The sequence below is a fragment of the Micromonospora sp. NPDC005174 genome (assembly GCF_040608495.1).
GTDB lineage: Bacteria > Actinomycetota > Actinomycetes > Mycobacteriales > Micromonosporaceae > Micromonospora.
Map to the genome: position 1 here is coordinate 92,938 of NZ_JBEXIJ010000002.1, position 26,959 is coordinate 119,896.

Sequence of the window (26,959 nt, forward strand, 5' to 3'; positions counted from 1 at the left end):
GCTGTCAGTGAAGTGGTCCTACCGTCCCGGCATGGCATTTCACGACAAGGATCTACGGACGCCGGGACCGGTCACGGTGGACGGTTGGCAGCTCAAGCGTTACCACATCGACCAGCCGGAGCAGCCTGTCGAACCGGCGGTGGAGAAGGCCGCGTACGACGTGCTGCCAACGCTGCTGGCCCGCGCGGTTCGCGACGGCACGCCGGCCGCCGGGTGGGTGGTGCTGCACCGGGGCGCGGACACCGGCGCGTACCTGCTCGCGTACACGTGGGTGTGGGACAACGCGGTGCAGGTGCACATCGCGGTGGCCGGTCAGCCGGCGTTGGACTGCCCGGACGACGACCCGACCCACTTCGTCGAGCTGGGTCGGCGCGAGGTTGGCTGCGTCTGGGAGCTGGCGGTGCTGGAGCACGAGCGGGCCGCCTGGGTACGCCACCTGCTGGCCCCTGAGCGCCCCGACCTGGCCGGCTATCTGCGCGACTCGCGAGCGGAAGGGCCGGTGGGCCGCTGATGGGCGACTTCGACTTCTACGTCGGCACCTGGAACGTGGTCAACCGACGGCTGCGCGAACGGCTGACCGGTTGCGACGACTGGGACGAGTTTCCCGGTAAGTCGGTCGCGCACGGCTTCTTCGGCGGCGGCGGCAACTTCGACGAGATCACCTTCCCCACCAGGGGTTTCTCCGGCGCCACGATCAGGATCTTCGACCCGGCGAGCGAGCAGTGGTCGATCTACTGGATGAACAGCGGTCGAGGCGAGCTGGAGCAACCGCCGGTGGTCGGCCGCTTCGTCGACGGGGTGGGCCACTTCTACGCCGACGACCGGCACGAGGGGCGGCCGGTCCGCTGCCGGTTCATCTGGTCCGGGATCACCGCGACGACGGCCCGCTGGGAGCAGGCGTTCTCGGTCGACGGCGAACGTACCTGGGAGACGAACTGGATCATGGAATTCACGCGAGCGTCCACGGACTAGCCTGCGGCCCACGCAGATCGCGGTGGCCTCGCCGCCCGGTGCCGCGCATCCGGGGCGGTGTTAGGGTCCGACCACCGCCCCGGGAGGAATCGATGCCCTCCGACCATGTCGACGTGCTCATCGTCGGCGCCGGCCTGTCCGGCGTCGGCGCGGCCTGCCACCTGCGCCGCGACTGCCCCGACAAGACGTACGCGGTGCTGGAGGCGCGGGACGCCGTGGGCGGCACCTGGGACCTGTTCCGCTACCCCGGCATCCGGTCCGACTCGGACATGTTCACCCTCGGCTACTCGTTCAAGCCGTGGACCGACGCGCGGGCCATCGCCGACGGCGCGACCATCCGGGCGTACGTGCGCGAGGCCGCCCGGGAGTACGACGTGCAGCGCCACATCCGCTTCTCCCACCGGGTGACGCGCGCCGAGTGGGACGGTGGCACCGCCCGCTGGACGGTGCACGCCGAGCGCACCGACACTGCCGAGACGGTGGTGTTGACCTGCTCGTTCCTGTTCGCCTGCACCGGTTACTTCCGCTACGACGAGGGCTACACGCCCACCCTGCCGGGCGTCGACGCGTACACCGGGCGGTTGGTGCACCCGCAGCACTGGCCCGACGACCTGGACCACGCGGGCCGGCGGGTGGTGGTGGTCGGCAGCGGCGCGACCGCCGTGACGCTGGTGCCGGCCCTGGCGCGGCGGGCCGCCCACGTGACGATGCTGCAACGCTCACCGACGTACGTCATCGCCCTGCCCTCGCGTGACCGGCTGGCCGACGCCCTGCGGCGTCGGCTGCCGGTGGGCGTCGCGTATCCGGTGGTGCGGTGGAAGAACGTGCTGCTGTCCACGGCCAACTTCCAGCTCAGCCGGCGCGCGCCGGGGCTGGTGAAGCGGCTGCTGCGCCGGGCCGCGACGCGCCTGCTGCCGGTCGGGTACGACGTCGACAGGCACTTCTCGCCCCGCTACGACCCGTGGGACCAGCGGCTCTGCGTGGTGCCCGACGGCGACCTCTTCACCGCCCTGCGGGACGGCCGGGCGTCGGTGGTGACCGACACCATCGACACGTTCACCGCCGACGGCCTCCGGTTGGGCTCCGGCGACGAGGTGAGTGCCGACATCGTGGTCACCGCGACCGGGCTCAACCTGCTCGCGCTCGGTGGCCTAACGCTGCGTGTCGACGGTGTCGAGGTCGACCTGTCCGACACCGTCGCCTACAAGGGCATGATGCTCTCCGGCGTGCCGAACTTCGCGCTGACGATCGGCTACACCAACGCGTCGTGGACCCTCAAGGCCGACCTGGTCGCAGGCTACGTCTGCCGGCTGCTGCGGCACCTGGACCGCACCGGCCAGCAGGTCGTCACCCCGCTGCCGCCGCCCGGTGACGAGCGGGCTCCGCTGATCGACCTGCGCTCCTCGTACGTGCTGCGCGGCGTCGACGCCCTGCCCCGGCAGGGGGCGAGGGCGCCGTGGCGGCTGCACCAGAACTACGTCCGTGACGTGCTGCTGATGCGGCACGGCCGGCTCGCCGACGAGGGTGTGCGGTTCTCCCGCCGCGCCAGCCAGGGAAGGAGCAGCGATCGTGCGGAGGTTTGAGTTCGCCGGCGCGACGGCCGTGGTGACCGGCGCGGCCAGCGGTATCGGCGCGGCGTTGGCACACGCTCTGGCCCGCCGGGGCGCGGACCTGGTGTTGCTGGACCGGGACGCCGAGCGGTTGGACGCCGTCGTCGCCGCCATCGGGGCCGCCCACCCGGACCGCAGGCTGCACACGTACCGGGTGGACCTCGCCGACGCGGCGGCCACCGCCCGGGTGGCGGCGGAGATCGTCCAGCGCCATCCCCGTGTCCGGCTGCTGGTGAACAACGCCGGCGTCGGCCTCGGCGGCCGGTTCGACCAGGTGACGTTCGACGAGTTCAGCTGGGTCGTCGACATCAACTTCCGGGCCGTGGCGCAGCTGAGCCACGCGCTGCTGCCCGCGCTCAAGGCCGAGCCGGGCGCGCACCTGGTCAACATCTCCAGCCTGTTCGGGCTGATCGCGCCGGCCGGGCAGGCCGCGTACGCGGCGAGCAAGTTCGCCGTCCGGGGCCTCACCGAGGCGCTGCGGCACGAGCTGGTGGACGACGGCATCGGGGTGACATCCGTGCACCCGGGTGGTATCCGGACCCGGATCACCGAGAACGCCCGGGTCGGCAGCGGCGTGTCGACCGAGGAGTACGCCGCCGGCCGGGCGCAGTTCGAGAAGCTGCTCACGATCGCGCCGGAGCGGGCCGCCGAGGTGATCCTGCGGGGCGTCGAGCGCCGCCGGGGCCGGGTGCTCATCGGCTGGTCGGCGAAGGTGCCCGACCTGCTGGCCCGGCTCCTGCCGGCCTCGTACAACCGGCTGTTGGTGGTCGGCCTGAACCGGGGTGTGACGCGGCCCGCGCCGGCACCGCCGCCGGTCGCGGACCCCACCTGATCAGGGCGGGCTGCTGCCCCGCTTCTCCTCCTGGGCCAGCACCGCCTCGCGGTGCTCGGGCTCGTCGCGGCGGGCCAGCTCGGCGGCGAGCCGTGGGTCGGTCACCAACCGCTCCCGGTTGCGGTGCAGGAAACTCTCGAAACCCCCGGTGTACGGGCAGGCCAGCTCGCCGAGCGCCCGCTCCGGCGCGTACCGGCAGCCGGCGCAGTAGTCGCTGATCTCGTCGATGTCGGTACCGTCCACCGCGTACGGTCGGGTGTCCACCCTGGCCAGGTCGGCGTACTGGCTCATGCCGATCACCGTCGCGTTCATCACCCAGTCGGTGCCGTCGACGAAGCAGCGCTGGAACCAGTCCGCCACCTCGGCGGGACGCCAGCCGCGCTGCAACGCGTAGTTGCCCAGCACCAGCAGCCGGGGACTCTGGTGCGTCCAGGCCCGGTCCCGGACGGCGGCGAGCACGTCGGCCAGGCAGCGCGCCTCCACCGCGTCGGCGTCCAGGTCGGCGAACCACCGCGGCATCGGCTCGGTCGCGGCCAGCCAGTTCGCTCCCCGAAAGCGCGGCTCGTGGTACCAGTACAGCTGCCAGAGGAACTCACGCCAACCGAGAAGCCCGCGGATGAACGGCTCGACCGCGGTGCGGGGTGCGGCGCCGGAACGCCACGCCCGCTCGGCCGCGCGGACGGCCGGTTCGGGGTGCAGCAACCCCAGGTTGAACGACGAGGAGAGCGCCGAGTGCGCGAACAGCGGATCGTCGGCGCTCATCACGTCGGCGTAGCGGCCGAACCCGGGCAGCCGGTACGTGAGGAAGTGCGCGAGCCGCGCCTGTGCCTCGGCGTGCGTGGCGGGGTGTTGCCGGGGGCCGTCCCGCCCGACGAACCGGATCCCCTCGGCCGCCCACCGGTCGAGGTCGCGGCGGACCTGCACGTCGATGTCGTCCTCGACGATCGGCGGTGGTGGCGGCGGCGTGGCGGGTACGGCGGGTGCCTCCCCCCGGGGCCCTCGCGGCGTCGGGGCGGTGGCGGCGATGCGGGCCGGACCGGCCAGCACGGCGTGCCGGCGGCGGGCCTGCCGGTAGTGGTCGGCCATCCGCAACGGGCCCCGGCGGGAGCGGTCGGCCCAGGCCGCGAAGTCGGCCTGGCTGGTGATGAAGCCGCGCGGCGGCAGCACTGTCAACCCGGGCACCGAGCGGGCGAACCCGAGCGCGGCCCGGGAGTGCGGGTGGCACACCTCCACCGGCTCGGCGACCTGGGCCAGGGCCTCACGGAACGTGCCGGTCCGTAGCAGCAGCGCCCGGTCGCCCAGTTCGGCGGCGCGGTGACGCAGGGCGGAGAGGATCAGGTGCGCCTTCTGCCGGTGCATCGGGCGACGGCGGAACAGCTCCCGGATCTCCACGAGGAGGACCGGTTGATCGGGGTCGTCGAGGAAATGTGGCCCGAGTTGGTCGGCCAGCAACCATCGGCGGCGTAGCATCCCGCAATTCTGCCCATTTTCGGACCGTCCCGCGCGCCGGCAGGCCGAGTGATCGATGCCTGATCCGGATCGGGGTCAGGCCGCCGCCGTCGCGGTCGACCCGGCGTCGCGTCCCCGCAGCACCACCGTCACCGCCACGAGGGCGACCAGCAGCAGCGCGAGTACCGGCACCGGGGCCGGTCCCAGCGGCACGAGCAGCGCCAGCCCGGCGACCACCGGATACGCGGCGACCACCGCGCCGTGCTGCTGGCGGCGTACGTGCAGCACCCAGACGGTCAGCAGGAAGACGGCTGTCGGTACGGCGACCGCATACGCGGCGGTCGTACCGGAGACGTGCGCGAGGTGCCGCTCGTGGTCCACCACCACGGGCAGGCCGGCTCCGACCGCGGCGATCGCCGCGAAGATCAGGTAGTGGCCGTAGCCCCACACCAGCGAGTACGGCATCCGGTCCGGCGCCTCGACCGGACGGTCGAAGTAGAGCCACCACAGCGCGTACACGATGACCGCGCCGGCCGCCGCGAGCGCCCAGAGACCGTGCTCGCCCGCGTCCAGCCCGGTCTGGATCGCCACCGAGATCGCCAGCACCGCCTCACCCAGCACGATCAGCGTGAACAGCCCGTACCGCTCGCCGATGTGCCCGGGATGCCACGGTGTCATGCCGGGACGCTCGGCCACCGCCGGCACCAGTAGGTCGGCGAGGGCCAGCAGCAGGAACGTCACGATGCCCCAGCCGTCGGGCAGCACCAGCCGCAGCAGCCAGCCGAGCTGCACGACGGTCACGCCGATGGCGTACCGGCGGGCCGCGGCCCGGTGCGTCGGGTCACCGGCGGCGGCCCGGCTCCACTGCCCGACGGCGGCCAGCCGCATGACCACGTACCCGTAGGTGATGACGGTGAAGTCGGCGTCGCTGAACGCGCGCGGCACCCCGGCCGCCAGGATCAACGCCCCGGTGATTTGTGCCAGTGTGGTGATCCGGTAGACGTCGTCGTCGGTGTCGTACGCCGAGGCGAACCAGGTGAAGTTCATCCACGACCACCAGATCGCGAAGAACACCATCAGGTAGCTCGGTAGCGCGTGGGCCAGGTGCCCCTCGGCGACGTCGTGGTGCAGGCTCGTCGCCGCCTGCGCCACAGCCACCACGAAACACAGGTCGAAGAAGAGTTCCAGAGGGGTGGCCGAGCGGTGCGGCTCGTCGCGGCGGCGCGGCCTCATGGGCCGGTAGAACGGCCGCACCGAACGACTGTGGGTCACCGCAGCTCCTCAGGCCGACCGTCGGGCTCGGGCACACGATAACGGGTGCCGACGATGCGGTTCGGCCAGGTCAGCCGCGCCGACGGCCGTGGGTCAGCCCCTCCAGCACCAGCGTCAGGCCGGCGCCGACCAACCAGACGTCCTTGGCCAACCCGGCCCCCTGCTGGGTCGGCCGGACGCCGCCGGGCCGGCGCATCCCCGGCGTCTTCAGGTAGAGCTGCACGAGACCCGCGCCGAACGCGGTCAGACCGAGCCCCACCAGCGGCGTCGGCACGAACGGCGCGAGCAGCGCCGCACCCAGGGCGATCTCCGAGTACGACAGCAGCTTGGCGAATCGCGGCGGGTCCAGTTGGCCGAGCTGCGGAACGGCGGCGACGGCCATCCCGTGCATCGCCTGCGCGGCCTCGCCCTCCAGGTTCCGCTTGCCGAGGCCCGAGTCGAGGAAGTACGCGCCGATGGTGGCCCGCAGCGGCAGATGCGCGAGTTTCATGATTACTCCCGATGGCCGTGGTCCGAATCGTGGCCCGCGTACCCACCGTGACCCCCGATAACCCGCCGCCCGACCGACTGGGCCGACCGTGATGATCGCGGTAGGTTCGCCCGGGGCCCACCGCCGAGCCCGGTCCACCCGCCCGGTACCGGCCCCGCCACCGACCACCACCAGGAGGCGAAGTGAGCCAGGAAGTCCGGGGAGTCATCTCCCGCAGCAAGGGCGCGCCGGTCGAGGTCACCACGATCGTGGTGCCCGACCCCGGCCCGGGTGAGGCGATCGTCCGGATCCAGTCCTGCGGCGTCTGCCACACCGACCTGCACTACCGCGAGGGTGGCATCAACGACGACTACCCGTTCCTGCTCGGCCACGAGGCGGCGGGGATCGTCGAGCAGGTGGGGGAGGGCGTCACCGACGTCGCCCCGGGCGACTTCGTGGTGCTCAACTGGCGGGCGGTCTGCGGCGACTGCCGGGCCTGCCGTCGCGGCCGGCCCTGGTACTGCTTCAACACCCACAACGCCACCCAGCGGATGACCCTCACCGACGGCACGGAACTCACGCCGGCGCTGGGCATCGGCGCGTTCGCCGAGAAGACGCTGGTGCACGCCGGACAGTGCACGAAGGTGGACCCGGCCGCGCGGCCGGCCGCCGTGGGTCTGCTCGGCTGCGGCGTGATGGCCGGCCTCGGCGCGGCGATGAACACCGGCAACGTGACCCGTGGTGACTCGGTCGCGGTGATCGGCTGCGGCGGCGTCGGGGACGCGGCGGTCGCCGGCGCGGCCCTCGCCGGCGCCACGACGATCGTGGCCGTGGACACCGACAGCCGCAAGCTGGACTGGGCGAGGAAGTTCGGCGCGACGCACACCGTGAACGCCTCCGACGTCGACCCGGTCGAGGCGATCCGCGCCGCCACCGGCGGTTGCGGAGCCGACGTGGTCATCGACGCCGTTGGCCGACCGGAGACCTGGAAGCAGGCGTTCTACGCCCGGGATCTGGCCGGCACCGTCGTGCTGGTCGGCGTGCCGACGCCGCAGATGCAGATCGAGCTGCCGCTGCTGGACGTCTTCGGTCGCGGGGGCGCGCTCAAGTCCAGCTGGTACGGCGACTGCCTGCCCAGCCGGGACTTCCCGATGCTCACCGAGCTGTACCTCCAGGGCCGGCTCGACCTGGACGCCTTCGTCACCGAGGAGATCGCCCTCGACCAGGTCGAGAACGCGTTCGAGCGGATGCACCACGGCGACGTGCTGCGTTCGGTGGTGGTGTTCTGATGACCGTCCGGGTCGACCACGTGGTCACCTCCGGCACGTTCTCCCTCGACGGGCAGACCTTCGAGGTGGACAACAACGTGTGGGTGGTCGGTGACGACGACGAGTGCGTCATCCTCGACGCGCCGCACGACGTGGCCGCGATCCTCGCGCTGGTGGACGGTCGTCGGGTACGGGCCATCCTCGCCACCCACGCGCACGACGACCACGTACGGGTGGCGCCCGAACTGGCCGAGGCCACCGGCGCGCCGATCCTGCTGCACGCCGATGACCGGGTGCTCTGGGACATGGTCCACCCGCACCTGCCGCCGCACGGCGAGCTGCGCGACGGGCAGGGCGTCGAGGTGGCCGGCACGGCCCTGTGGGTGCTGCACACCCCCGGGCACAGTCCCGGCGCGTGCAGTTTCCACGCCCCGGACCTGGGCGCGGTGTTCGCCGGCGACACCCTGTTCCAGGGCGGGCCGGGCGCGACCGGGAGGTCGTACAGCGACTTCGACACCATCGTCGGGTCGATCCGTACCCGGCTGCTGACCCTGCCGGCGGACACGGTCGTGCACACCGGTCACGGTGACGACACCACCATCGGCGCGGAGGCCCCACACCTGCCGGAGTGGCTGGCCCGGGGGCACTGACCCGCGCGTGCCGACGGCCGGCTCAACGTTCGTCGGCTGCGCCCAGCACCGGCTTGACGTCCAGCACGGGGGTGCCGTCGAGGGCTTCCAGGTCGGCCACCTCGACGCGCAGCCCGTCCACCGCGAGCACCCGCACCCGGTGCAGCCCGATCGGGTTGGGCCGGTGCGGGGAGCGGGTGCTGAACACGCCGCCCTGCCGCGGGGTGCTCGCCCCGTCGACCAGCGGCGAGGCGACCCGGCCGACCGGGCGCAGCAGGTACGCGTCGTCGACCATCCTTGCTCCCTTCGGGACAGTGCCCCCGTCAGCGTAGGCGTTACGATCCGGCGCATGGCCGCCGAGAACCCCGTGCCCGTCGTCCGTCAACTGCGCCTCGTGGTGGAGGCGGCGGACCACGAGGCCGCCGTGGCGTTCTTCCGCGACGCCCTCGGCCTGCCCGTGGAGGCCGAGTTCACCAGCGACGGAGACGCCCGGGTGGTGATCCTGGACGCCGGCCGGGCCACGCTGGAGATCGCCAACCCGGCGCAGAAGCGGCTGATCGACGAGGTCGAGGTGGGTCGCCAGGTCGCACCGCGCATCCGGGTGGCCTTCGAGGTGGACGACTCCGCCGCGACCACCGCCCGGCTGGTCGCCGCCGGGGCGAGCGAGGTCGCGCCGCCGACGCTGACGCCGTGGCGGTCGCTCAACGCGCGCCTCGACGCCCCCGCCGACCTGCACATCACCGTCTTCCAGGAGTTGGACACGGAGCCGGACACGCCGTGACGTCGCCCGTACCGGCGTGTGCCTGGGTCGTGCCGGGACGGACGTCGCGGGCCTGACCCGGACGCTCCTGGACACGCCGCTCCAGACCGCAACGGTCGGCCGTGCGCTGGACGACTACGTGCAGGCCCAGATCCACGGACCCCTCGACCTCGCGTCCGACGCCGAGGAGCTGGTGGTGGACCCGTCCTTCGCCGGTACCGCCACCGGCGACGCGCTGGAATTCGTGGCGCGGCGGTACGGTTTCCCGCTGCGGTGGCACCCCGGCTTCGCGCTGGCCGTCGACGAGGTCGACGCTGAGTTCCGGGGCCCCGCGATCCCGGTGCTCGCGGCACGCCTGCACCGGGAGTTCGCCCGGCCGGGCGCGCCGGTGATCGGCCGGGGCGCCGTGTCGGTGGTGACCGAGCCGCACCGCTGGGCCGATCGGGGTCCGGCCGCCGACACCCTCCAGCACCTCAAGCAGCTCTGGCACGTGCTCGTCCGGTTCGGTACGGCCCATCCGAGCTGACGTGACCGCACGGATCGTCCGTTTCGTCCAGTTGTCGCGCGACCACGCCGACCATCCGAATTCCCCGAGGTGGCCGGCACCGCAGCCCGTCACCGTGGAGACATTTCCGGAATGACCGACTCGTCGGGCTGGTTGTGTCCCCCGTACCGCCGGAGCCCAAACCCCTTTTCCGCGGTCACCTCCCGAGGCGCGTTCACCCCGGAGCGCTCCGCACGATCGAAAGGAACCATCGTGAAGCCCGACTTCACTCGATGGCTCCCCGCCATCGCCAAGGACTCGTACCGCAAGACCGCGCTGAGCGTGGTGGGTGTTGCCGCCCTCGGTGGTCTGGCGCTCGCGCCGACCGCGGCCGCCGCCCCGGTCACCTCCGGGCCGCACCAGGGCGCCGTCGCCGCCATCGACCTCGCCACCGGCAAGGCCGCCACCGCCGCTCACCACGAGGAGCAGCCCGTCGAGTCCGGGCTGACCACCGGCTCTCCCACCGGCAAGCCGCCGGCCGGCAAGCCGAGCCGCGACGAACTGATCCCGCACGGCATCGAGGGCGCACAGTCGCGCATCCCGCTCGACAAGGCGCAGCTAGACAACGCGCGGGCGATCGTCGACGCGGCCAGGAAGACCGGCGTCGGCGACCGTGGCGCGGTGATCGGTGTCGCCACCTCCCTGCAGGAGTCGAAGCTCTACAACCTCGGCCACCTCGGCGCGTACAACGACCACGACTCGCAGGGCCTGTTCCAGCAGCGTCCGTCGTCCGGTTGGGGTTCGCCCGAGCAGATCACCGACCCGGAGTACGCCGCCACGGCGTTCTTCGACGCGCTCAGGAACGTCGGCGGCTGGCAGGACCTGCCGCTGACCACCGCCGCGCAGACCGTCCAGGTCTCCGCCTTCCCGTACGCGTACGCGCAGTGGGAGGAGCAGGCGGCGGACGTCGTCCAGCAGCTCTGGTGACCTCGACACACCGGCCGGCCCCCGTCACGGGAGCCGGCCGGTGTCGTCTCGTCAGCAGGGCGCGTAGAGGCGGCGGGTGCCGACCCCTGCGGCGTACGCCTCCCGGTCGCTGAACCGGCAGCCGTAGTCGGGCCGCGACACGATCGCCGGATCGGTCACGGTGTCGCCGGCCGGGCGCTTGCCGGTGCGTACCCAGGACACCAGGTCGTCCCAGGCGGCGCCGGCCTCGGCCGGGCTGAACTCGCAGTGCTGCGCGGCCCGGACGGCCCGCTGCACCACCAGCCGGCTGCGACCGTGCCGTGCCACGTCGGTGGCGTACGCCTGCTCCATGCTGAACGGTACGAACAGGTCACCGAGGTCGTGCAGGCTGAGCACCGGCGCGCTCGGGCGGCCGGCGATGCGCGGCACCTCCGTCAGCGTCGGCAGGAGCCGTTGCCGGAGGTTCTCCGGCGCGACCCGTCGCACGGTCGAGTTCAGGTCGACCGGATTGTTCGGGCTGTAGCGGGTGAGCAGGTTCGTGGCGAGCTGCCCGGGCCGTTCGGCGGGGGAGTCGCCGCCGTCGGTCACCATGATCGAGAAGAGGAAGTCCTTCCAGACCGCGAACGCCGCCTCCGCGCCGGGACGCGGCCCGCCCGAGCGGTTCACCGTCACGGCCCGCAACTGCTTGCCCCGCTCGGTGGTGGTGTCCGGACCGGTCGGCGTGAGTCCCGCCAGCCCCAGCGTCGCCTGGATGCGCGGCACCGCGTCGCTCAGGTAGTCGGCCGGCGTGGGATAGGCCGGCACCCCGGCGAGCGCCTGCGCGACCAGGTTGTAGTCGAGATAGAAGTCGAGCAGAGTCTGGTCGCCGAGCACCCCGCACATGGGCAGAGCGCCGTCGTAGTAGCCGGGATACTGCTCCAGCGAGCGGCCGATGACGTACCCGCCCATCGACACCCCGGCGAGATACGTGCGGTGCGGCCGACGTACCGTCCGTCCGAAGTGGTCCGCGAGATCCTTCGTGCTCAGCACCCCGGAGCGGATGTCGAAGCCGTTCCGGTCGTACGAGGACGACGCCCACGCGTACCCCTGGGTCAGCAACCGCTGCCGCAGGTCGAAGCCCGGCGGCTCCGGCGAGAGCACCGTGCCCTGCCCGCGGTATCCGTGCGCCCACACCACCAGGTCACCGTTCCACCGGGCGGGAACCTCGATGATGTACGCGGCGTGACGGTGCACGCCCTGCCGTACCGTCGTCGGCTTGCCCGCCACGGTCAGCGGCGTCAGCGGCGGGTTCTGGAAGGTGTAGCCCGGCAGCGGCTGGTCGCCTCCGGGATCACGGTCGGTCGCCGCGGCCGCGCCTGCGGTGCCTGCGGGTGCGGCGGTGGTGGGTGCGGGGCCGATCAGCCCGACGGCCAGGGTCAGTGTCGCGGTGGCGGCGACCAGGCGGCGCAGGGTGCGAATGGGTACGGACAGCATCATGCTTCCCATCGGACGGATGTCGCCTGCGGGGCGACCAGGCGGGACGGTTGCCTACCGGCCGGTAGCGTCCTGAACCTAGGACTGCCGTCGACCGGAGTCAATGGCTGCGCTGACCGGTCGGTCAGCCCCGGTCGGCCTCGATTCCGTGTTTCGGACCCGTCGGGTTGACTGTCGTCGTGGACGACACGATCTGGGCGGCGGCCCGGGCTGCGCGGAGTTGGCTGGACACCGCGAACGGCACCGGGCAGACCGAGTTGACCTGCCGCATCCTCAAGCTGACCGAGGAGGCCGGCGAGGCGTCCGCCGCCTGGATCGGTCTGCTCGGGCAGAATCCGCGCAAGGGTGTCACCCACACGCGCGAGGACGTGGCAGCCGAGTTGGCCGACGTCGTCTTCACCGCGCTGGTGGCGATCGAGAGCCTGGGACTCGACGCGCAGACCGTCGTGGGGGCCTGTGCGGAGAAGGTCCGCTCCCGGCTGGAGACCTGACCCGCGCCGGCGACCGTGATCCACTCCAGGTCGCCGATGTGGGGGCTTCCCACGCACCCGATGCCCCCGGATCGGCGACCTCGAGTCGATCACCCGATCCGCCCGCCCCTGCGCCCGGTGGGGCCGGGGTGATATGTGTGCTGTGTCCGGACCCGGGGGGCGTGACCGCACGTGCGGGTGGGGATGTGACCGGGCGCGTGGACGGGTCGGACTGCCGTCGGGGCCGGACGCAGGTGGCCCGCCGGGAATGGGCCCCGGCGGCACGCCGTTACACCCGGTCCCGGCATGGCAACCACCCCAGCGCCGCAGGTCGGCCGGGGAATGGTCCCGGCCGCCGGGTCGTTGTACAGGGTCCGGCGCGATGAGCCTCCGCTCGCGGGCCGCCCCCCGAGCCCCCGGAATGACCCCGGCCACCAAGTCGTTGCACCCGGTCCACGGCGCCTATCAAGGGCCCGTGAGCCCGCGGGAATGACCCCGACCGGCCGGTCGTTACACCCGGTCCCGGCTCGGCTCACCCGGTTCGTCAGTCCCCGGGAATGACCCCGGCCAGCCGGTCGTTACACCCTGTCCCGGCGCCACGAGCCCCCCGCTCGCAGGCCGCCGACCCAGACTTTTCAAGCGCCCGGACGAGGTGCTGACCCCCACGTCACCCGATCCCCCGAACGGTGTCGCGTGGGTGTTTCCTACCCCCGAAGGAGCTACCCCCATGAACACGATCTTCCGCAAGAGCATGCTGTCCGTTGCTGGTCTCGCGTTCGCCGGTGGTGTGTTCGCCGGCCCGATCGCCGCCCACGCCAACCCGGCCGTGGACGCCAAGCCCGCCGCCGTCGCCGTGCAGAGCGCCGCGCCCAAGCCGCAGGGCGACCAGTCGCACATCACCCTCGACGACGAGCAGACCGCCAACGTCAAGGCCATCATCGCGGCCACGAAGAAGGCCGGCCTGCCCGAGCGCGCCGCGGTCATCTCCATCGCCACGAGCCTGCAGGAGTCCAAGCTGGAGAACCTGGGCCACCTGGGTGACGCCAACGACCACGACTCCCTCGGCCTGTTCCAGCAGCGCCCCACCAGCGGTTGGGGCACCCCGGAGCAGATCACCAACCCGGAGTACTCCACCACCGCGTTCCTCAAGGGCCTCAAGCAGGTCGACGGCTGGCAGGACATGCCGCTGACCGACGCCGCGCAGACCGTGCAGGTCTCCGCCTACCCGGACGCGTACGCGCAGTGGGAGCAGCAGGCCACCGACCTGGTCGCCCAGCACTGGAACAGCTGAGACACACCGATGGCCGGCACCCCCGCACGGGGTGCCGGCCATCGTCGTACCCGCAGATCTTGCTGTGGCGACGTAGCGCAGTGGCGTTGTCGGCGCGCAGTGATCCGATCGGCGGGCGGCTACGTACCTCCCGGCGGGGACCGGCGGAGGGACAGGGGCATTGGCCGCAGTGGGTGACAGCAGCGAGCAGCACGCAAAACGCCAGACAGGCCGACAACCTGTGCAGACCCCGGCGGCGGCCCGGACGGCTGCGGCGCATCTGCCGGCCGACCACCGCGCGACGAGCCGTCCCGAGCCCGAGGCGGCCAGCCGGGAGCGGGCCACCGCCGCACGACAGCCGCCCGAGGCGGCCAGCCGGGAGCGGGCCACCGCCGCACGACAGCCGCCCGAGTCCGGACCGCGACCGCAGCAGGACGCCGAGCCGAGACCAGGGCACGACGCGGAGCGGGACGCGACAGTTCCGTCCGGACGGTGGTCGGTCGGTGCTCGTCTGCTGTTGAGCGCCGCTGCCGTCGTGCTGGTTCTCGGTGCCGTGGCTGTCGCGGTCATCGTCAGCGACCCCTACCGCCTCGGCCAGACATACGGTGATACCGGTCCACGGGATACGAGGCAGGATGCCGCCTCCGACCACACGATGACCGCTCCTCTGGCAGGTCGGCAGAAGGCCACCTTCGTGCTCGCCGACGGGTTGACGTCGTTCGACCTGCGGGTGGCCGACCTGGGTGAGGATCTCTACCGGATCAGCGGCCCGGCCGGCTCGGGTGTGGCCGTCCGGCCGGTGTCGCAGGGCGAGACCGTACGGCTCGACGTGGTGGCCACCGGCGCGTCCGACGGACGGGCCGTGCGGGTGTTGCTGAGCGAGCGGGTCGCCTGGCGGCTACGGCTGGAGGGCGGGGTCAGCGAACAGGTGCTGGATCTGGCACGGGCGCGTCTTCTGGGTGTGGATCTCGTCGGCGGCTCCGCTCGCACGGAAATCATTCTGCCGCCGGTGGACCGTGGCGCGGTGACGGTGCGGATGAGTGGCGGAACCAGCCGGTTGACGGTCCGGGTGCCGGGCACACCGCCGGTGCGGGTGCGGGCGGGAGCGGGCGCCGGTTCGGTAGTGGTCCGCGGCGAGCGGTGGAACGGGGTCGCCGCCGGCGCACTGTTGAGTACGCCGGGCTGGGACCGCTCACCCAACCGCATCTTCCTCGATCTGGTGGCGGGCGTCGACACCGTGACGGTGACCGAGGCCCGGTGAACCGCGACGACCAGACTGGGTTGGCGGTCACCCCGAACCGGAAGCGCCGCAGGCGGGGCAGGGCGCGAGCGTACAGTCGGGCGGTGGAGCGTACCGAATCGATGCTGGCGCAGACCCGACCACCTGGCGTGGCCGATGTTGATCCCGGCAGCGTGCTGCTGCCGGGCCACGACGTTCCGTTGGGGCGGTACACGACGGTGCGGCGGTTGCTGCCGCAGCGGCCCCGGCGGATGGTCGGCGCGTGGTGCTTCGTGGACCATTTCGGCCCGGACGACGTGGCGCAGCGGCCCGGCATGGAGGTGCCGCCGCACCCGCACACGGGTCTGCAGACGGTGACCTGGCTGCTCGACGGCGAGATCATCCACCGGGACAGCCTCGGCAACGTGCAGGCGATCCGACCCGGTCAGTTGAACGTGATGACCTCCGGGCACGGCATCGCCCACTCGGAGCGGTCGCCGGCCACGCATCCACCGGTCATGCACGGTGTGCAGCTCTGGGTGGCGCTGCCGGACCCGGCTCGGGCCGGCGCGGCCGACTTCGCCCATCATGCCGACCTGCCGCGCTGGCGCGATGGCGAGGTCGACGCGACTCTCCTGGTGGGCGAGTTCGCCGGCCAGCGGTCACCGGCCGTGGTGCACACCCCGCTGGTGGGCGTGCAGCTCGAGCTGGGCGGTTCGGCGCCGACGACGCTGCCGTTGCGGCCCGATTTCGAGTACGCCCTGCTGGCGATGTCCGGTGCCGCCGAGGCTGCCGGGGTGGGTTTCGAGCCGGGGGCGCTGCTCTATCTGGGCATGGGTCGACGGGAGCTGACCGTGCGGGGCGGGGCGGGGGCGCGGTTGTTGCTGCTGGGCGGTACGCCGTTCGAGGAGCCGTTGGTCATGTGGTGGAACTTTGTGGGCCGCTCGCACGAGGAGGTCGCCACGGCCCGGGAGGACTGGATGGCCGGGCGGCGTTTCGGGGTGGTGGCCGACGACGCGGCGTCACCGCTGCCGGCGCCCGCCCTGCCCACCACCCGGCTCAAGGCCCGCGACCGCATCGGCGGCCTGCACGGCTGATCGCGTCGGGCCGACACGGTGCCCGCGTGTGACCGATGGTGGCACGGGTAGTCGCCGGCATGGCGAGCACCCTGATCAACCCCGTGGAGGACCGCAAGCGCCTGGCCCGTCGGCTGGCCGGCAGTGGGCGGGGCTTCGCCGAGCAGTACGGCTTCCGGGTCACCAACAATCCGGCGAGCCTGTTCCAGGTGCTCTGTCTCGCGGTGCTGCTCGCCCGGCGGGGTGACTTCCGTCGGGCGGTGGACGGCGCGCGGGGACTGCGCGACGCGGGCTGGGACAGCGCCGCCCGGCTGGCCCGTTCGCTGCACGGGGACCGGTCGCGGGTGTTGCGCGACAGTGGTCAGCGCGGGAACGTCGACGCGTTGGCCGACGTGTTGGGCGACCTGGCGCGGACCGTCGTCGACCGGTACCGGGGTGACCTGCGCCGCCTGCGCGCCGCCGCGCACCACGATCCGGCGACTGAGCGTGCCCTCCTGGCCGACCTGCCCGGCGTGGATTCCGAGGTCGTCGACCTGTTCCTGCGGGAGGCGCAGGCACTGTGGCGGGAGGTGACCCCGGTCGCGGACCGGCAGGCGTTGGTGGCGGCTCGCCGGCTCGGGCTGGGTCGCTCGGCGGATGACCTGGCCGGGTTGGCCGGCGGTGAGTCGGAACGGCTGGCGTGGCTGGTGGGGGCTCTGGCACGGGTCGAGTTGGAGCATCGGTACGCGGAGCTGACCGGCTGACCTGGACGTGCCCTGGCCCACAGTTCATCGAAAACTGACCGTATGGAGGATGTTCTGTCGTATGGTTGTACCCGGCAGTGCTGACCGCTCGGTTCGGGCGGGCATCTACCGCCTGGTGACCGCGACCGGTTCGGACGTGGTTCACCGCCTGGGCAGGTTTGTGTGGCGCCCCCGGTCGCGGTTCGTGGCCAAGGGGGCGCCCGCCTGTCCCGGGGAGCCGCCGCCAGCTCCGGCACCGCCGTCGAGCGCCGGCCCGCTCCGAAGAACTCAGTGCGCCAGGCCCGCCAGCAGGTTCACCGTGACGGCGATGACGAACGCGCCGAACAGGTACGACACCATCGAGTGCCGCAGCACCGTACGGCGCATCTCGTTGCTGGTCAGGTTGGTGTCGGACACCTGGAACGTCGTCCCGACGGTGAACGCCATGTACGCGAAGTCCGAGTACCGGGGCGGTTCGCTCTGGTTGAAGTTCACCCCGCCGTCCGGGCCGGTGTAGTAGATCCGCGCGTAGCGGGCGGCGAACACGGTGTGCACGACCAGCCAGGACAGCACCACGCTGAGGACGCCCAACCCGCTGTACAGGTCGCGGCGCACTCCGGGTGGCGCGCCGTGCGCGCTGGCCAGGACCAGTCCGACGGCCAGCAGGCTGGCGAGGCAGGCGATCAGCAGCACCACGTCCCGGGTGGGCCGGTTGGGGTCCTCGTGCACGGCGAGTTGGGCGGTGCGGGCGGCGTCCATCGGCCAGAGCTTGCGCCACACCAGCACCAGCCAGCTCAGCGCTGCGGCGTCCCAGCCGGCCAGTGGGGAGAGCGCCGGCGACAGCGTGAGGGCGAACGCGCTACCCGCGACGAGGCCGACCACCGCCACGACGACGAGTTGCGCCCCCGCCGGGGTGTGGCCGTCCGGGGGGCGCGACAGCGGGCCGGTGCCGGTCATCCGCGACGCCGACCCGTTCCGGCGGACCCCACCACCGCCGGGTCAGATGCCGCGCAGATGCTGCGACACCCGGTTGTGCTTCTTGTCCCGGGCCTGCGTGGCGCGTTGCGCGGGGCCCACCTCGGGGGCGGCCTCGATGCCGGCCGACCGGGCGACCTCGGTGCCGTTGGCGTAGTCGACCGGTGGCAGGGCGCGCAGCGCCTTGAGGACGTCCGGCGGGGCGCCCTCGCGTTCGGCCTCGCGGATCACGTCGTCCTTCTCGGCCGGGTAGTCCAGGCTCGACAGGTACTGCAGGACGTCCGCGTAGCTCGCCATGTCCGGGCTCCCTCGGGGCATCGATTGGTCACGACCGGCGGCGGTTACCCGCCCGCCGCCGGGTCACGCCCAGGTCGGTCCAGGAAATCCGGCGTCGTTTCCACCACGTCGCCGCGGGTACCCGCAGGCGCCGCAGACGGAGCCCGAGGGAGTACGCGATGAACTACGACACCTTCGTCGACCAGGTTTCCCAGCGCACCCGCACGTCGTCGGAGCAGGCGGTCGAGCTGACCCGGGCCGTGCTGGAGACGTTCGCCGAACGGCTGACCGGCGGCGAGGTGCTGGACCTGGCCGCGCAGTTGCCGCAGCCGCTGCAACTGGTGCTCAAGCCGAGCCCGAGCACCGAGCAGGCGGACCGGTTCGGTGCGGCCGAGTTCGTGGCCCGTGTGGCGCTGCGCGCCCGGGTGCAGGAACCCGCGGCGCGGGACGCCACCCGGGCGGTGTTCACCACCCTTCGCGAGGCGATCACGGGCGGGGAGTTCGACGACGTGGCGACGCAGTTGCCGCGCGACTACCGGGACCTCGTGGAGCAGGCGATGGCGCCGGGGGCGACGCTGCGCCGCGCCTGACGGCGGGTCGGAACGCGGAGACGCACAGCGGTTGGCCAGGGCAACCATCGACGTCCGGCTTGGCGTGTCGATTCGGCCTGGCCTAACCTTGTTGTGCGAGGGGAGTACTTCCCACGAACCATTCCGGTCAGTACGGCACGCCCGGCGTGCCTCGGGTGGTTGCCCATCGGGTGATGATGGGTGAAGGAGACCTCGAACATGACACGGTGTTCGAGGAGACCCCATGACCGAATTGTCCCCCTTGGCCGCGGCGAGCGACCTGACGTCGATCGGTACCCCCACCCTCTGGGCGGTGACGATCGCCGGCGTACTGCTCCTGCTGGTGCTGGACTTCCTGGTGACGCGCAAGCCGCACGAGGTGTCCATGCGCGAGGCGATCGGCTGGTCCGCGTTCTACATCGCCCTGCCGCTGGCCTTCGGCGGCTGGCTCTGGGCCCGCTACGGCTCCCAGCAGGGCGTGGAATACCTGACCGGTTACCTCGTCGAGAAGTCCCTCTCGGTCGACAACCTCTTCGTCTTCATGCTGCTGCTGGCCGCGTTCGCCGTTCCGGCCGTACTCGCCCAGCGGGTGCTGCTCTACGGCATCGCCGGCGCCCTGGTGCTGCGGGCGGTCTTCATCGCCCTCGGCGCGGCGGCGTTGCAGACCCTCGACTTCGCGTTCCTGCTCTTCGCGATCATCCTCATCGCCACGGCGGTGAAGCTGCTGCGCGACGCCCTCTCCGGGCACGAGCAGGAGGTCGACATCAACAAGATGCGCTCGGTGAAGCTGCTGCGCAAGGTCATGCCGGTGGTCGACGAATACCACGGCACCAGGATGACCGTCCGGCAGGGCGCGAGGCGGGCACTCACCCCGTTCGCCCTGGTGGTTGTCGCGGTGCTGGCCACCGACATCGTCTTCGCGGTCGACTCGGTGCCGGCGGTCTACGGCATCACCGAGGACCCGTACCTGGTCTTCGCCACCAACGCGTTCGCCCTGCTCGGTCTGCGGGCGCTCTACTTCGTCCTGCACGCGGCGCTGAGCCGGCTGGTTCACCTCAGCTACGGCCTGGCGATCATCCTGGCCTTCATCGGGCTCAAGCTCGGCCTGCACTGGGCGCACGGCATCTGGGAGAGCGTTCCGCAGATCCCCACCCTGGCCTCGCTCGGCGTGATCATCGGTGTGCTGGTGGTCGTCACCCTGACCAGCCTGCGTGCCACCCGGGGCGGCACGCCCACCGAGCGCGAGGTCGTCACCGACCGGCACTGACCGCGCCGCGCCGGGCCGAGAAGGGGGTACGCGGGAAAGCTCCCGGCGGGCCGGCCCGGGTGGTACGACTGTGCAATGGGAATCGTGTCACCGGGCTTCCAGGGTCGGCCCCGATCGCAGGAACCGGCCCTGCCGCCCGGTCAGTACCTGACCGAGGACTTCCCGGTGCTCTCGGCCGGCCCGACACCCCGGGTCTCCCTGGACACCTGGGAGTTCGTCATCGCCGCCGAGAACGGCAGCGAGTACCGGTGGTCGTGGCAGGAGTTGATGGCGCTTCCGCAGGAGACGCCGACAGTCGACATCCACTGCGTCACCCACTGGTCGAAGCTCGGCACCACCTGGACGGGCGTCTCCCTGGACACCCTGCTCGACGGTGTGGACACCGGAGCGCACTTCGCGCTCGCGCACTCCTACGGCGGGTACACGACCAACCTGCCGCTGGACGACCTGCGCGGCGGTCGGGCCTGGGTGGCGCACACCTTCGACGGCGCGCCGCTGCCGGCCGAGCACGGTGGCCCGGCGCGTCTGCTGGTGCCGCACCTGTACTTCTGGAAGTCCGCCAAGTGGGTGCGCGGCATCCGGCTCAAGACGATGGACGAGCCGGGGTTCTGGGAGACCGCCGGCTACCACGACTACGGCGACCCGTGGCGCGAGCAGCGGTACCAGGGTGACTGAGCGGGCCGTGGCGACGGGCACCCCGGCCCGCGCGCCGATCAAGTGGCAGGTGGCCCGGCTGGTGGAGCGCCGGGTGGAGACGCCGTCCGCGCAGACGCTGGTCCTGGAGGTGCCGGACTGGCCGGGGCACCTGCCCGGCCAGCACGTCGACGTGCGGTTGACCGCACCGGACGGTTACCAGGCCGCCCGGTCGTACTCGATCGCCGGGCCGGTCGTGGACGGCCCCGGCGGTCCGCGCATCGAGGTGACCGTCCAGCGGGTCCACGACGGCGAGGTGTCCCCGTACCTCATCGACGTCTTCGCCGCCGGCGACCCGGTGGAGATCCGCGGACCGCTCGGTGGCTGGTTCATCTGGCGGCCCGAGCAGACCGACCCGGTGCAGCTCGTGGCCGGCGGCTCCGGGATCGTGCCGTTGATGGCGATGATCCGGGCGCGACGGGAGGTCGGCAGCAAGGTGCCGTTCCGGCTGATCTACTCGGTGCGGACGCCGCAGGACGTGATCTACGCCGACGAGCTGCGCCGCCGGGGCCGCGACGACTTCGGCCTGGACGTGGCGTACGTCTACACCCGCGAGGCCCCCGACGGGTGGCGCGGCGAGCCGCACCGCGTCAGCCTGGCCGACGTCAACACCCACGGCTGGCCGCCGGATCTGCAACCGCTCACGTACGTCTGCGGTCCGACCGGGTTCGTGGAGGCCGTGGCCGACCTGCTGGTGGGGCTGGGCCATCCGTCGCGACGGATCAGGACCGAACGCTTCGGCCCCACCGGCTGAGCCCGTCCGCCGCTTACCGTCTCGTCGAGGAGATCCGATGACCAACATGTCCTACCTGGACGGCAACATGCTCGACGGCCCGCTGCGCGAGCTGTTCGCCGTCGACCTGAGCACCGCGACGGGCCGCTGCGAGAACTGCGGGATGACCGGCTCGATGGCCAGCCTGCACGTCTACTCGCACGCCCCTGGCCTGGTCGCCCGCTGCCCGTCCTGCGAATCGGTGATGGTGCGGCTGGTGCGCGGGCCGGACCGGGCCTGGCTGGACATGCGCGGCGTCACCTACCTCCAGGTCCCGATGCCGATGGAGCAGGCACTTCCCGAGCCGCTCTGACGGGACGCAGCAAATGCGCGGGGGCGCGCTCAGCTCCCTGCCGGGCTGAGCCCTCTCGTCACGGGGTGGGGGTGGGCGGTCGATGAAAGTGGATAAATACTGGATTTTGCATAGTCTTCAATTTATCGATGTCTTCTTGCTCGGTTTCACGGCATGGGGTCGGATGTCCGGCAACTGTTAAGACAGTTGACTATTCATCCACCCCGTACCGAGGAGACCCCCATGCGCTATCGACGCGTACTCCTGGCGGCGGTCATCGCGATCGCCGCCGGCGCGGTGACGGTCACCCCGCCCCCGAGCGCCCAGGCTGCCCCCGCCACCTTCACCCACCCCGGCGTCCTGGTCAGCCGCCCACAACTCGACTTCGTCAAGGCCAAGGTGCAGGCCGGCGAGCAGCCGTGGCGCAACGCCTACAACCAGATGATGGGCAGCCGGTACGCCTCGCTGTCCCGGGTCCCCGCACCGCGCGCGACCGTCGAATGCGGTCAGACCTCCAACCCGAACTACGGCTGCACCGACGAGCGTGAGGACGCCATCGCCGCGTACACCGACGCGCTGGCCTGGTACATCACCGGCAACTCGGCGTACGCACAGAAGTCGATAGCCCTGATGGACGCCTGGTCCGCCACCATCCAGCGGCACACCAACTCCAACGCCCCGTTGCAGACCGGCTGGGCCGGATCGGTGTGGCCGCGCGCTGCCGAGATCATCCGCTACACGTACGGCAACTGGCCCAACCAGGCCCGGTTCGGGACCATGCTGCGCACCGTCTACCTGCCCGTCGTCATCGCCGGTGACTCCCGCACCAGCAACTGGGACCTGACCCTCGCCGAGGCGGCCATCGGCATCTCGATCTTCCTCGAGGACCGCACGTCGTACGACCGCGCGCTCGCCCGGTTCCGGGCTGCGGCCGCCGCCTCCATCTACATCGCGGCGGACGGGGTCCGACCCCTCTACCCGCCGGCCACCAGCGTCGACACGCCCGCCGAACTCGTCTCCCGGTGGCACGGCCAGGCCACCTACACCGACGGTCACGCGCAGGAGACCTGCCGCGACTGGGTCCACACCGGCTACAGCATCTCGGCCATCTCGCACGTCGCCGAGACCACCCGCATCCAGGGTGGCGACCTCTACCCGGAGCTTCAGGACCGGCTGCGCCACGCGCTCGGCTTCCACACCAAGTTCGAGAACGGCACCGCCGTCCCGTCGAGCGTGTGCGGCGGCTCGGTGACCCTCGGCCTCGGCCCGATCACCGAAGTCGGCTTCAACGCGCTGCACAATCGGATGGGCATCGGGATGGCGAACACCCAGAGCTACACCGAGCGCAAGCGTCCCCAGGGCACGAACAACCTCTTCGTGGCCTGGGAGACCCTGACCCACGCCAACAACCCGGCGTAGGCCCACGCCGATCGTGCGCGTCCGGCCTCGGCACGGGTGGGATGCCCCTCGTGTCGGGGCCGGAAGCGCCGGCGGCAGACTGACCGGATGAGCACCGGTCGGTGGCGCGGCGTTCCCCTGCGGGTTCGGCTGGTCGTGTCGGCGGCGGTGCTGGTCTTCGCGTACGGCGGCGTCGTGCACGTACTCCAGTTGCTCGTCCCCGGTCTCCGACCGCAGCTCGCCCTGCCCGGCTGGCTGGCGGTCTACTTCGCGTCCCTGACCCTGTGGGATCCGTTGGCGGCGCTGCTGCTGGCGGCTCGCCGTCCGGCGGGGCTCGCGCTCGGCTGCGCCGTGCTGGTGACGGACGCCGCCGCCAATGGGTACGCCAACTACGTGCTCGACCCCACCGGTGGCGTCACCCCGGGCCGGATCGGGCAGGCCGTCATCACCGCCCTCGCCGTCGCGCTCGTCGCGTTCACCCCGTGGCTGGCCCGCTGGTTCAGTCCGACACGATGAGCGGGCGGCGGTACGGGGTCCAGCCGACGAACCGCGCGAACATCGCCTGCGGTGCGGGCGCCTCGTCGGGATTGAGCCGGTAGAGGTCCCGGATCGCTTCGTGCAGTTGCCCGCACAGGTAGATCGACAGACCGATCAGGTCGTGCTCGTGCTCGGCCTTGAGCACCAGCCGGGCGGTCGGGCAGGGCCACGGACCGCCGCATGCCCGGCAACACCACATCGGACGCAGCGGCGTGTGCGGCGGTGTGCCGGTCGGCGCGGGCGGTGAGGTCACCATGGATCACGCTCCTTTGCAGGTGGGGGAGGGGCCGCCGCAGTACGGGGGTTCGCGGCGGCCCCTCGTTCGGTTCCGCCCGTCGGTCGGCCGGGCCGGGCGGTTCCGCTACGTGACAGTCTGCTGACCGGGCCGCTACTGTCGGAAGGTGCGCGAGTCCCACCAGCGCCGATGTACGTGTCAGACGCCCCCGGTGTGCAGAGGTGTGCAGTGGATCGTTTGCCCATGCTGGAGCTGTTCGCCGGCGAGCTGCGTCGGCTGCGGACGGTCGCCGGTCTGTCCCAGGAGGCGCTGAGCGAACGGATCAACTACTCGGCGTCGCTCGTCGCGGCTGTCGAGCAGTGCCGGCGTCCGCCCCGGCTGGAGTTCACCGAGCGCAGCGATCGCGTGCTGGACGCCGACGGCCTGCTGCTGCGCATCCGCGAGACGATGATCCGCGAGTCGGTGATGCCGTGGTTCCGCGAGTGGGTGACGATCGAGCAGGAGGCGACGGCGCTGCGCTCGTTCCAGCCGTTGGTGCTGCCGGGGCTGCTGCAAACCGAGGGCTATGCGCGGGCGCTGCACCACGGTGCCAGCCCTTTGCTGGGTGATGAGATGGAGCAGCAGGTCGCTGCCCGAATGCAGCGTCAGGGGATTCTCACCCGTGCGAAGCCGCCCCTCTTCGTCGCCGTGCTCGACGACACGGTGCTCGAACGGCCCGTGGGCGGACGGGCGGTGATGCGCGAGCAGCTTCAGCACCTGCTGGAGGTCGGTCGGCGGCCACGGGTGCATCTGCACCTCGTACCTCGCGAGGTGGGCGCGTATCCCGGGCTGAACGGCGCCTTCGTGATCGCCACGCCGGCCGACGGGGAGGACGTGGCCTACCTGGACAATCCTCTACAGGGGACGGTGATCGAGCGCACCGCCGACGTACTATCGCTGCGGCAGTCGTGGGAATCGGTACGGGCCGAGGCGTTGTCGCACCGGCAGACCCTCGACGTGATCTCGGAGGCGGCAGCGGCATGGACCTGACCGGCGCGATCTGGCGCAAGAGCACCCGCAGCAGCGGCAACTCCGGCGACTGCGTGGAGGTCGCGGGCAACCTGCCGGGTCTGGTGGGCGTCCGTGACAGCAAGGACCCGACCGGTCCGGCGCTGGTCGTCACCCCGGCCGCCTGGCGGGCCTTCGTCACCTTCGCCAAGCGCCACTGATCCCTGCGGCCACGTCCATCAGCTCGGCCGGCTTGGCCGGCTACGTGATCGACTCCGTTTCGCCGAGGTGGGGGTGTCCGAGCGCCCGGGACACCCCGACATCGGCGATGTCGAGTGGATCATCCCCGCGTCGTCCGTCGTCGATTAATCGGGTGCGCGTGGCCTGGGCCGCTCCTAGGCTTCCGGTCCCCGGGCCGACTGGGCCCCGACCTCCTCGGATCGGAGTTGAGCGCGACGATGGCCAGTGATCTGTTCGCGGTGTGTTTCGGTGCCAACGACCCTCTCGTCGTCGCGCGGTTCTGGTCCGAGATCCTCGGTCGGGATCTGGTCGACGATCCCCGCGACGGCACGCTGGTGCTGCCCGACGACAAGACCGGCTTCCGGCTGCGCTTTCCCGCGATCCCCGAGCCGAAGGTCCTGCAGAACCGGGGGCACATCGAGCTGACCAGCGAGTCGCTGGAGCACCAGCAGCAGACGATCGCCCGCGCCCTGGAGTTGGGCGCGCGGCACGTCGACGTCGGCCAGCTCCCGGAGGAGAGCCACGTGGTGCTCGCCGATCCCGAGGGTAACGAGTTCTGCGTCCTCGGCCCGGGTAACAGGTTCCTCGCCGGCTGTGGGTTCCTCGGTGACGTCTCCTGCGACGGATCGCAGGCCGTCGGCTACTTCTGGAGCGAAGCGCTTGGCTGGCCGCTCGTCTGGGACCAGGACGAGGAGACCGCCATCCAGTCGCCCCTGGGCGGCCCGAAGATCACCTGGGGTGGCCCGCCCCTGATGCCTCGGGGCGACCGGGACCGCGTGACGCTCGACCTCGCGGTCGGCGGCGACGGCGACCGGCAGGCGGAGGTCGACCGTCTGCTCGCCCTCGGCGCCACGCTGGTCGACACCGACCAGGAGGGCGCCGTGGTGCTGGCCGACCCCGACGGCACCCACTTCCGGCTCCTGACGCCCCGCTAGAACGGCCGTGTTCCCTGGACGGGCGCGACCTCCAGCGTGCGCTCGGGCTGGCCCGTCCGGGCGGATGCGCTCACCACCTCATCCGCCTCGACCGAGGTGACCGACGGTGGCCGACGGTGGCCGCCGCGGGCGCAGGCCGTCCGACGGGCGGGCCGGCTGGACAACTGTCGCGCCGGTCGGCCAGAGTGGTCCGCCGTGAGATACCTGCGCAGTGGTGGTCCCGCCGCGATCCGGCGACCCCGGCCGACCGACGTCGACGAGTTCGTGGCGGCCGTGCGACGGAGTCGGGACCTGCACCATCCGTGGTTGGTCGCGCCGGACACCGCCGAGGAGTACGACCGCTATCTCGCCCGGATCCGCCGCCGGGACAGCGCCGGCTACCTGATCTGCGACCGGGCCACCGGAGCGATCGCCGGCTACGTGAACATCAGCGGCATCGTGCTCGGCGCGCTGCGCGGGGGCTATCTGGGGTACGCGGCGTTCGAGCCGTACAGCGGCACCGGGCACGCCTCGGCGGGCATCGCCCTGGCGATCGACCACGCGTTCACCAGCGTCGGCCTGCACCGGTTGGAGGCCAACATCCAGCCGGGCAACGAGCCGTCGCGGCGGGTCGCCCGCAAGCTCGGCTTCCGCCTGGAGGGCTTCTCCCCGGACTACCTGTTCATCGACGGCGCGTGGCGCGACCACGAACGCTGGGCCATAACAGCCCCCACCCCACCCACCCCCACCACCCCTCCCACCCCTCCCACCCCTCCCACCCCTCCCACCCCGACCCCCACCACCCCACCTCCCGCGTGATCATGAAGTTAGCGTCACGACACGCCGAGGCGAGTGACGCTAAC

General features: G+C 71.9%; 32 protein-coding genes and 1 pseudogene. 25 read left to right on the plus strand and 8 right to left on the minus strand.

All coding sequences use genetic code 11. From position 1 onward, the window contains the following. The first annotated feature begins 31 nt into the window (after nucleotides 1-31). The 4 genes from ABZU91_RS02535 to ABZU91_RS02550 all read left to right on the plus strand — a co-directional run bounded on the left by ABZU91_RS02535 (nucleotide 32) and on the right by ABZU91_RS02550 (nucleotide 3,414). A complete protein-coding gene (locus ABZU91_RS02535; protein WP_355233184.1) occupies nucleotides 32-511 on the plus strand; it encodes a hypothetical protein in 480 nt (159 codons plus the stop codon). Continuing rightward, nucleotides 511-972: a hypothetical protein gene (locus tag ABZU91_RS02540; protein ID WP_355233185.1), complete on the plus strand. Its 462-nt coding sequence runs from the start codon at nucleotides 511-513 to the stop codon at nucleotides 970-972. Before ABZU91_RS02535 ends, ABZU91_RS02540 begins: the two co-directional genes overlap by 1 nt. A 92-nt stretch (nucleotides 973-1,064) precedes the next feature. After that, on the plus strand, nucleotides 1,065-2,555 hold the full coding sequence (locus ABZU91_RS02545) for an NAD(P)/FAD-dependent oxidoreductase (RefSeq protein WP_355233186.1): 1,491 nt from the start codon (nucleotides 1,065-1,067) through the stop codon (nucleotides 2,553-2,555). After that, complete coding sequence (locus ABZU91_RS02550) at nucleotides 2,542-3,414, plus strand: SDR family oxidoreductase (RefSeq protein WP_355233187.1); 873 nt, start codon at nucleotides 2,542-2,544, stop codon at nucleotides 3,412-3,414. The genes ABZU91_RS02545 and ABZU91_RS02550 overlap by 14 nt, the downstream gene beginning before the upstream one ends. On the opposite strand, the gene ABZU91_RS02555 is transcribed toward ABZU91_RS02550, so the two are convergent. The 3 genes from ABZU91_RS02555 to ABZU91_RS02565 form a co-directional block, all read right to left on the minus strand. Beyond that, complete coding sequence (locus ABZU91_RS02555; RefSeq protein WP_355233188.1) at nucleotides 3,415-4,884, minus strand: cryptochrome/photolyase family protein; 1,470 nt, start codon at nucleotides 4,882-4,884, stop codon at nucleotides 3,415-3,417. A 75-nt stretch (nucleotides 4,885-4,959) separates the two neighbouring features. Then, on the minus strand, nucleotides 4,960-6,135 hold the full coding sequence (locus ABZU91_RS02560; RefSeq protein ID WP_355233189.1) for a low temperature requirement protein A: 1,176 nt from the start codon (nucleotides 6,133-6,135) through the stop codon (nucleotides 4,960-4,962). 70 nt (nucleotides 6,136-6,205) lie between these two features. Next, nucleotides 6,206-6,625, minus strand: a complete 420-nt coding sequence (locus ABZU91_RS02565) for a hypothetical protein (protein ID WP_355233190.1) — start codon at nucleotides 6,623-6,625, stop codon at nucleotides 6,206-6,208. A gap of 182 nt (nucleotides 6,626-6,807) precedes the next feature. Here ABZU91_RS02565 and ABZU91_RS02570 point away from each other — a divergent pair, with 182 nt between their 5' ends. After that, entirely contained in the window at nucleotides 6,808-7,893 is a 1,086-nt protein-coding gene (locus ABZU91_RS02570; RefSeq protein WP_355233191.1) for an S-(hydroxymethyl)mycothiol dehydrogenase, read from the plus strand. Next, the gene (locus ABZU91_RS02575) at nucleotides 7,893-8,522 is read left to right on the plus strand and encodes an MBL fold metallo-hydrolase (protein WP_355233192.1); all 630 of its coding nucleotides are present in this window, start codon (nucleotides 7,893-7,895) and stop codon (nucleotides 8,520-8,522) included. The genes ABZU91_RS02570 and ABZU91_RS02575 overlap by 1 nt, the downstream gene beginning before the upstream one ends. Before the next feature lie 22 nt (nucleotides 8,523-8,544). Here ABZU91_RS02575 and ABZU91_RS02580 read toward each other — a convergent pair whose 3' ends face one another. Beyond that, entirely contained in the window at nucleotides 8,545-8,796 is a 252-nt protein-coding gene (locus tag ABZU91_RS02580) for a TrmO family methyltransferase (protein ID WP_355233193.1), read from the minus strand. 54 nt (nucleotides 8,797-8,850) lie between these two features. Here ABZU91_RS02580 and ABZU91_RS02585 point away from each other — a divergent pair, with 54 nt between their 5' ends. The 3 genes and pseudogenes from ABZU91_RS02585 to ABZU91_RS02595 all read left to right on the plus strand — a co-directional run bounded on the left by ABZU91_RS02585 (nucleotide 8,851) and on the right by ABZU91_RS02595 (nucleotide 10,732). Beyond that, nucleotides 8,851-9,282: a VOC family protein gene (locus ABZU91_RS02585; RefSeq protein WP_355233194.1), complete on the plus strand. Its 432-nt coding sequence runs from the start codon at nucleotides 8,851-8,853 to the stop codon at nucleotides 9,280-9,282. 13 nt (nucleotides 9,283-9,295) lie between these two features. After that, nucleotides 9,296-9,787, plus strand: a pseudogene (locus tag ABZU91_RS02590) (DUF3626 domain-containing protein); the annotation flags it as partial. Between the two features lie 231 nt (nucleotides 9,788-10,018). Then, entirely contained in the window at nucleotides 10,019-10,732 is a 714-nt protein-coding gene (locus tag ABZU91_RS02595; RefSeq protein WP_355233195.1) for a hypothetical protein, read from the plus strand. Between the two features lie 51 nt (nucleotides 10,733-10,783). Here the strand turns inward: ABZU91_RS02595 and ABZU91_RS02600 are convergent, their stop codons facing one another. Then, complete coding sequence (locus tag ABZU91_RS02600) at nucleotides 10,784-12,196, minus strand: hypothetical protein (RefSeq protein ID WP_355233196.1); 1,413 nt, start codon at nucleotides 12,194-12,196, stop codon at nucleotides 10,784-10,786. Nucleotides 12,197-12,363: 167 nt separating this feature from the next. Here ABZU91_RS02600 and ABZU91_RS02605 point away from each other — a divergent pair, with 167 nt between their 5' ends. The 5 genes from ABZU91_RS02605 (at nucleotide 12,364) to ABZU91_RS02625 (ending at nucleotide 16,962) form a co-directional block, all read left to right on the plus strand. Next, complete coding sequence (locus ABZU91_RS02605; RefSeq protein ID WP_355233197.1) at nucleotides 12,364-12,675, plus strand: MazG-like family protein; 312 nt, start codon at nucleotides 12,364-12,366, stop codon at nucleotides 12,673-12,675. A 706-nt stretch (nucleotides 12,676-13,381) separates the two neighbouring features. Further along, entirely contained in the window at nucleotides 13,382-13,945 is a 564-nt protein-coding gene (locus tag ABZU91_RS02610; protein ID WP_355233198.1) for a hypothetical protein, read from the plus strand. A 220-nt stretch (nucleotides 13,946-14,165) separates the two neighbouring features. Next, nucleotides 14,166-15,185: a hypothetical protein gene (locus ABZU91_RS02615; protein WP_355233199.1), complete on the plus strand. Its 1,020-nt coding sequence runs from the start codon at nucleotides 14,166-14,168 to the stop codon at nucleotides 15,183-15,185. Nucleotides 15,186-15,268: 83 nt separating this feature from the next. After that, on the plus strand, nucleotides 15,269-16,240 hold the full coding sequence (locus tag ABZU91_RS02620; protein WP_355233200.1) for a pirin family protein: 972 nt from the start codon (nucleotides 15,269-15,271) through the stop codon (nucleotides 16,238-16,240). Nucleotides 16,241-16,299: 59 nt separating this feature from the next. Further along, nucleotides 16,300-16,962 carry a hypothetical protein gene (locus tag ABZU91_RS02625; RefSeq protein ID WP_355233674.1) on the plus strand — a complete coding sequence of 221 codons (663 nt, stop codon included), beginning with the start codon at nucleotides 16,300-16,302 and terminating at the stop codon, nucleotides 16,960-16,962. A gap of 267 nt (nucleotides 16,963-17,229) precedes the next feature. On the opposite strand, the gene ABZU91_RS02630 is transcribed toward ABZU91_RS02625, so the two are convergent. Together ABZU91_RS02630 and ABZU91_RS02635 are read right to left on the minus strand one after the other, a co-directional pair. Further along, nucleotides 17,230-17,898 carry a DUF1345 domain-containing protein gene (locus ABZU91_RS02630; protein ID WP_355233201.1) on the minus strand — a complete coding sequence of 223 codons (669 nt, stop codon included), beginning with the start codon at nucleotides 17,896-17,898 and terminating at the stop codon, nucleotides 17,230-17,232. Between the two features lie 42 nt (nucleotides 17,899-17,940). Next, nucleotides 17,941-18,213 (minus strand): DUF2795 domain-containing protein, encoded by a 273-nt coding sequence (locus ABZU91_RS02635; RefSeq protein ID WP_355233202.1) that lies wholly within the window; start codon nucleotides 18,211-18,213, stop codon nucleotides 17,941-17,943. Nucleotides 18,214-18,371: 158 nt separating this feature from the next. On the opposite strand from ABZU91_RS02635, the gene ABZU91_RS02640 reads away from it, so the two are divergent. The 7 genes from ABZU91_RS02640 (at nucleotide 18,372) to ABZU91_RS02670 (ending at nucleotide 23,699) form a co-directional block, all read left to right on the plus strand. Next, nucleotides 18,372-18,782 (plus strand): DUF2267 domain-containing protein, encoded by a 411-nt coding sequence (locus tag ABZU91_RS02640; protein WP_355233203.1) that lies wholly within the window; start codon nucleotides 18,372-18,374, stop codon nucleotides 18,780-18,782. Between the two features lie 223 nt (nucleotides 18,783-19,005). After that, nucleotides 19,006-20,028 carry a TerC/Alx family metal homeostasis membrane protein gene (locus ABZU91_RS02645; protein WP_355233204.1) on the plus strand — a complete coding sequence of 341 codons (1,023 nt, stop codon included), beginning with the start codon at nucleotides 19,006-19,008 and terminating at the stop codon, nucleotides 20,026-20,028. Nucleotides 20,029-20,103: 75 nt separating this feature from the next. Then, nucleotides 20,104-20,703, plus strand: a complete 600-nt coding sequence (locus ABZU91_RS02650; RefSeq protein WP_355233205.1) for a sulfite oxidase-like oxidoreductase — start codon at nucleotides 20,104-20,106, stop codon at nucleotides 20,701-20,703. A 7-nt stretch (nucleotides 20,704-20,710) separates the two neighbouring features. Further along, nucleotides 20,711-21,475, plus strand: coding sequence for a ferredoxin reductase (locus ABZU91_RS02655; protein WP_355233676.1), 765 nt, complete (start codon nucleotides 20,711-20,713; stop codon nucleotides 21,473-21,475). 37 nt (nucleotides 21,476-21,512) lie between these two features. After that, nucleotides 21,513-21,806, plus strand: a complete 294-nt coding sequence (locus ABZU91_RS02660) for a DUF6510 family protein (protein ID WP_355233206.1) — start codon at nucleotides 21,513-21,515, stop codon at nucleotides 21,804-21,806. 222 nt (nucleotides 21,807-22,028) lie between these two features. Further along, a complete protein-coding gene (locus ABZU91_RS02665; RefSeq protein WP_355233207.1) occupies nucleotides 22,029-23,204 on the plus strand; it encodes an alginate lyase family protein in 1,176 nt (391 codons plus the stop codon). Nucleotides 23,205-23,291: 87 nt separating this feature from the next. After that, nucleotides 23,292-23,699 carry a hypothetical protein gene (locus ABZU91_RS02670; RefSeq protein WP_355233208.1) on the plus strand — a complete coding sequence of 136 codons (408 nt, stop codon included), beginning with the start codon at nucleotides 23,292-23,294 and terminating at the stop codon, nucleotides 23,697-23,699. Here ABZU91_RS02670 and ABZU91_RS02675 read toward each other — a convergent pair. Beyond that, nucleotides 23,683-23,976, minus strand: a complete 294-nt coding sequence (locus ABZU91_RS02675) for a hypothetical protein (RefSeq protein ID WP_355233209.1) — start codon at nucleotides 23,974-23,976, stop codon at nucleotides 23,683-23,685. The two genes, ABZU91_RS02670 and ABZU91_RS02675, sit on opposite strands and share 17 nt — an antisense overlap. A 222-nt stretch (nucleotides 23,977-24,198) precedes the next feature. On the opposite strand from ABZU91_RS02675, the gene ABZU91_RS02680 reads away from it, so the two are divergent. From ABZU91_RS02680 to ABZU91_RS02695, 4 genes are all read left to right on the plus strand, one after another. Beyond that, on the plus strand, nucleotides 24,199-24,984 hold the full coding sequence (locus tag ABZU91_RS02680) for a helix-turn-helix transcriptional regulator (RefSeq protein WP_355233210.1): 786 nt from the start codon (nucleotides 24,199-24,201) through the stop codon (nucleotides 24,982-24,984). Beyond that, nucleotides 24,975-25,163, plus strand: a complete 189-nt coding sequence (locus tag ABZU91_RS02685; RefSeq protein WP_355233211.1) for a DUF397 domain-containing protein — start codon at nucleotides 24,975-24,977, stop codon at nucleotides 25,161-25,163. The genes ABZU91_RS02680 and ABZU91_RS02685 overlap by 10 nt, the downstream gene beginning before the upstream one ends. 237 nt (nucleotides 25,164-25,400) lie before the next feature. Next, entirely contained in the window at nucleotides 25,401-26,117 is a 717-nt protein-coding gene (locus ABZU91_RS02690) for a VOC family protein (RefSeq protein ID WP_355233212.1), read from the plus strand. Between the two features lie 195 nt (nucleotides 26,118-26,312). Further along, a complete protein-coding gene (locus ABZU91_RS02695; protein WP_355233213.1) occupies nucleotides 26,313-26,915 on the plus strand; it encodes a GNAT family protein in 603 nt (200 codons plus the stop codon). Nucleotides 26,916-26,959 lie beyond the last annotated feature (44 nt).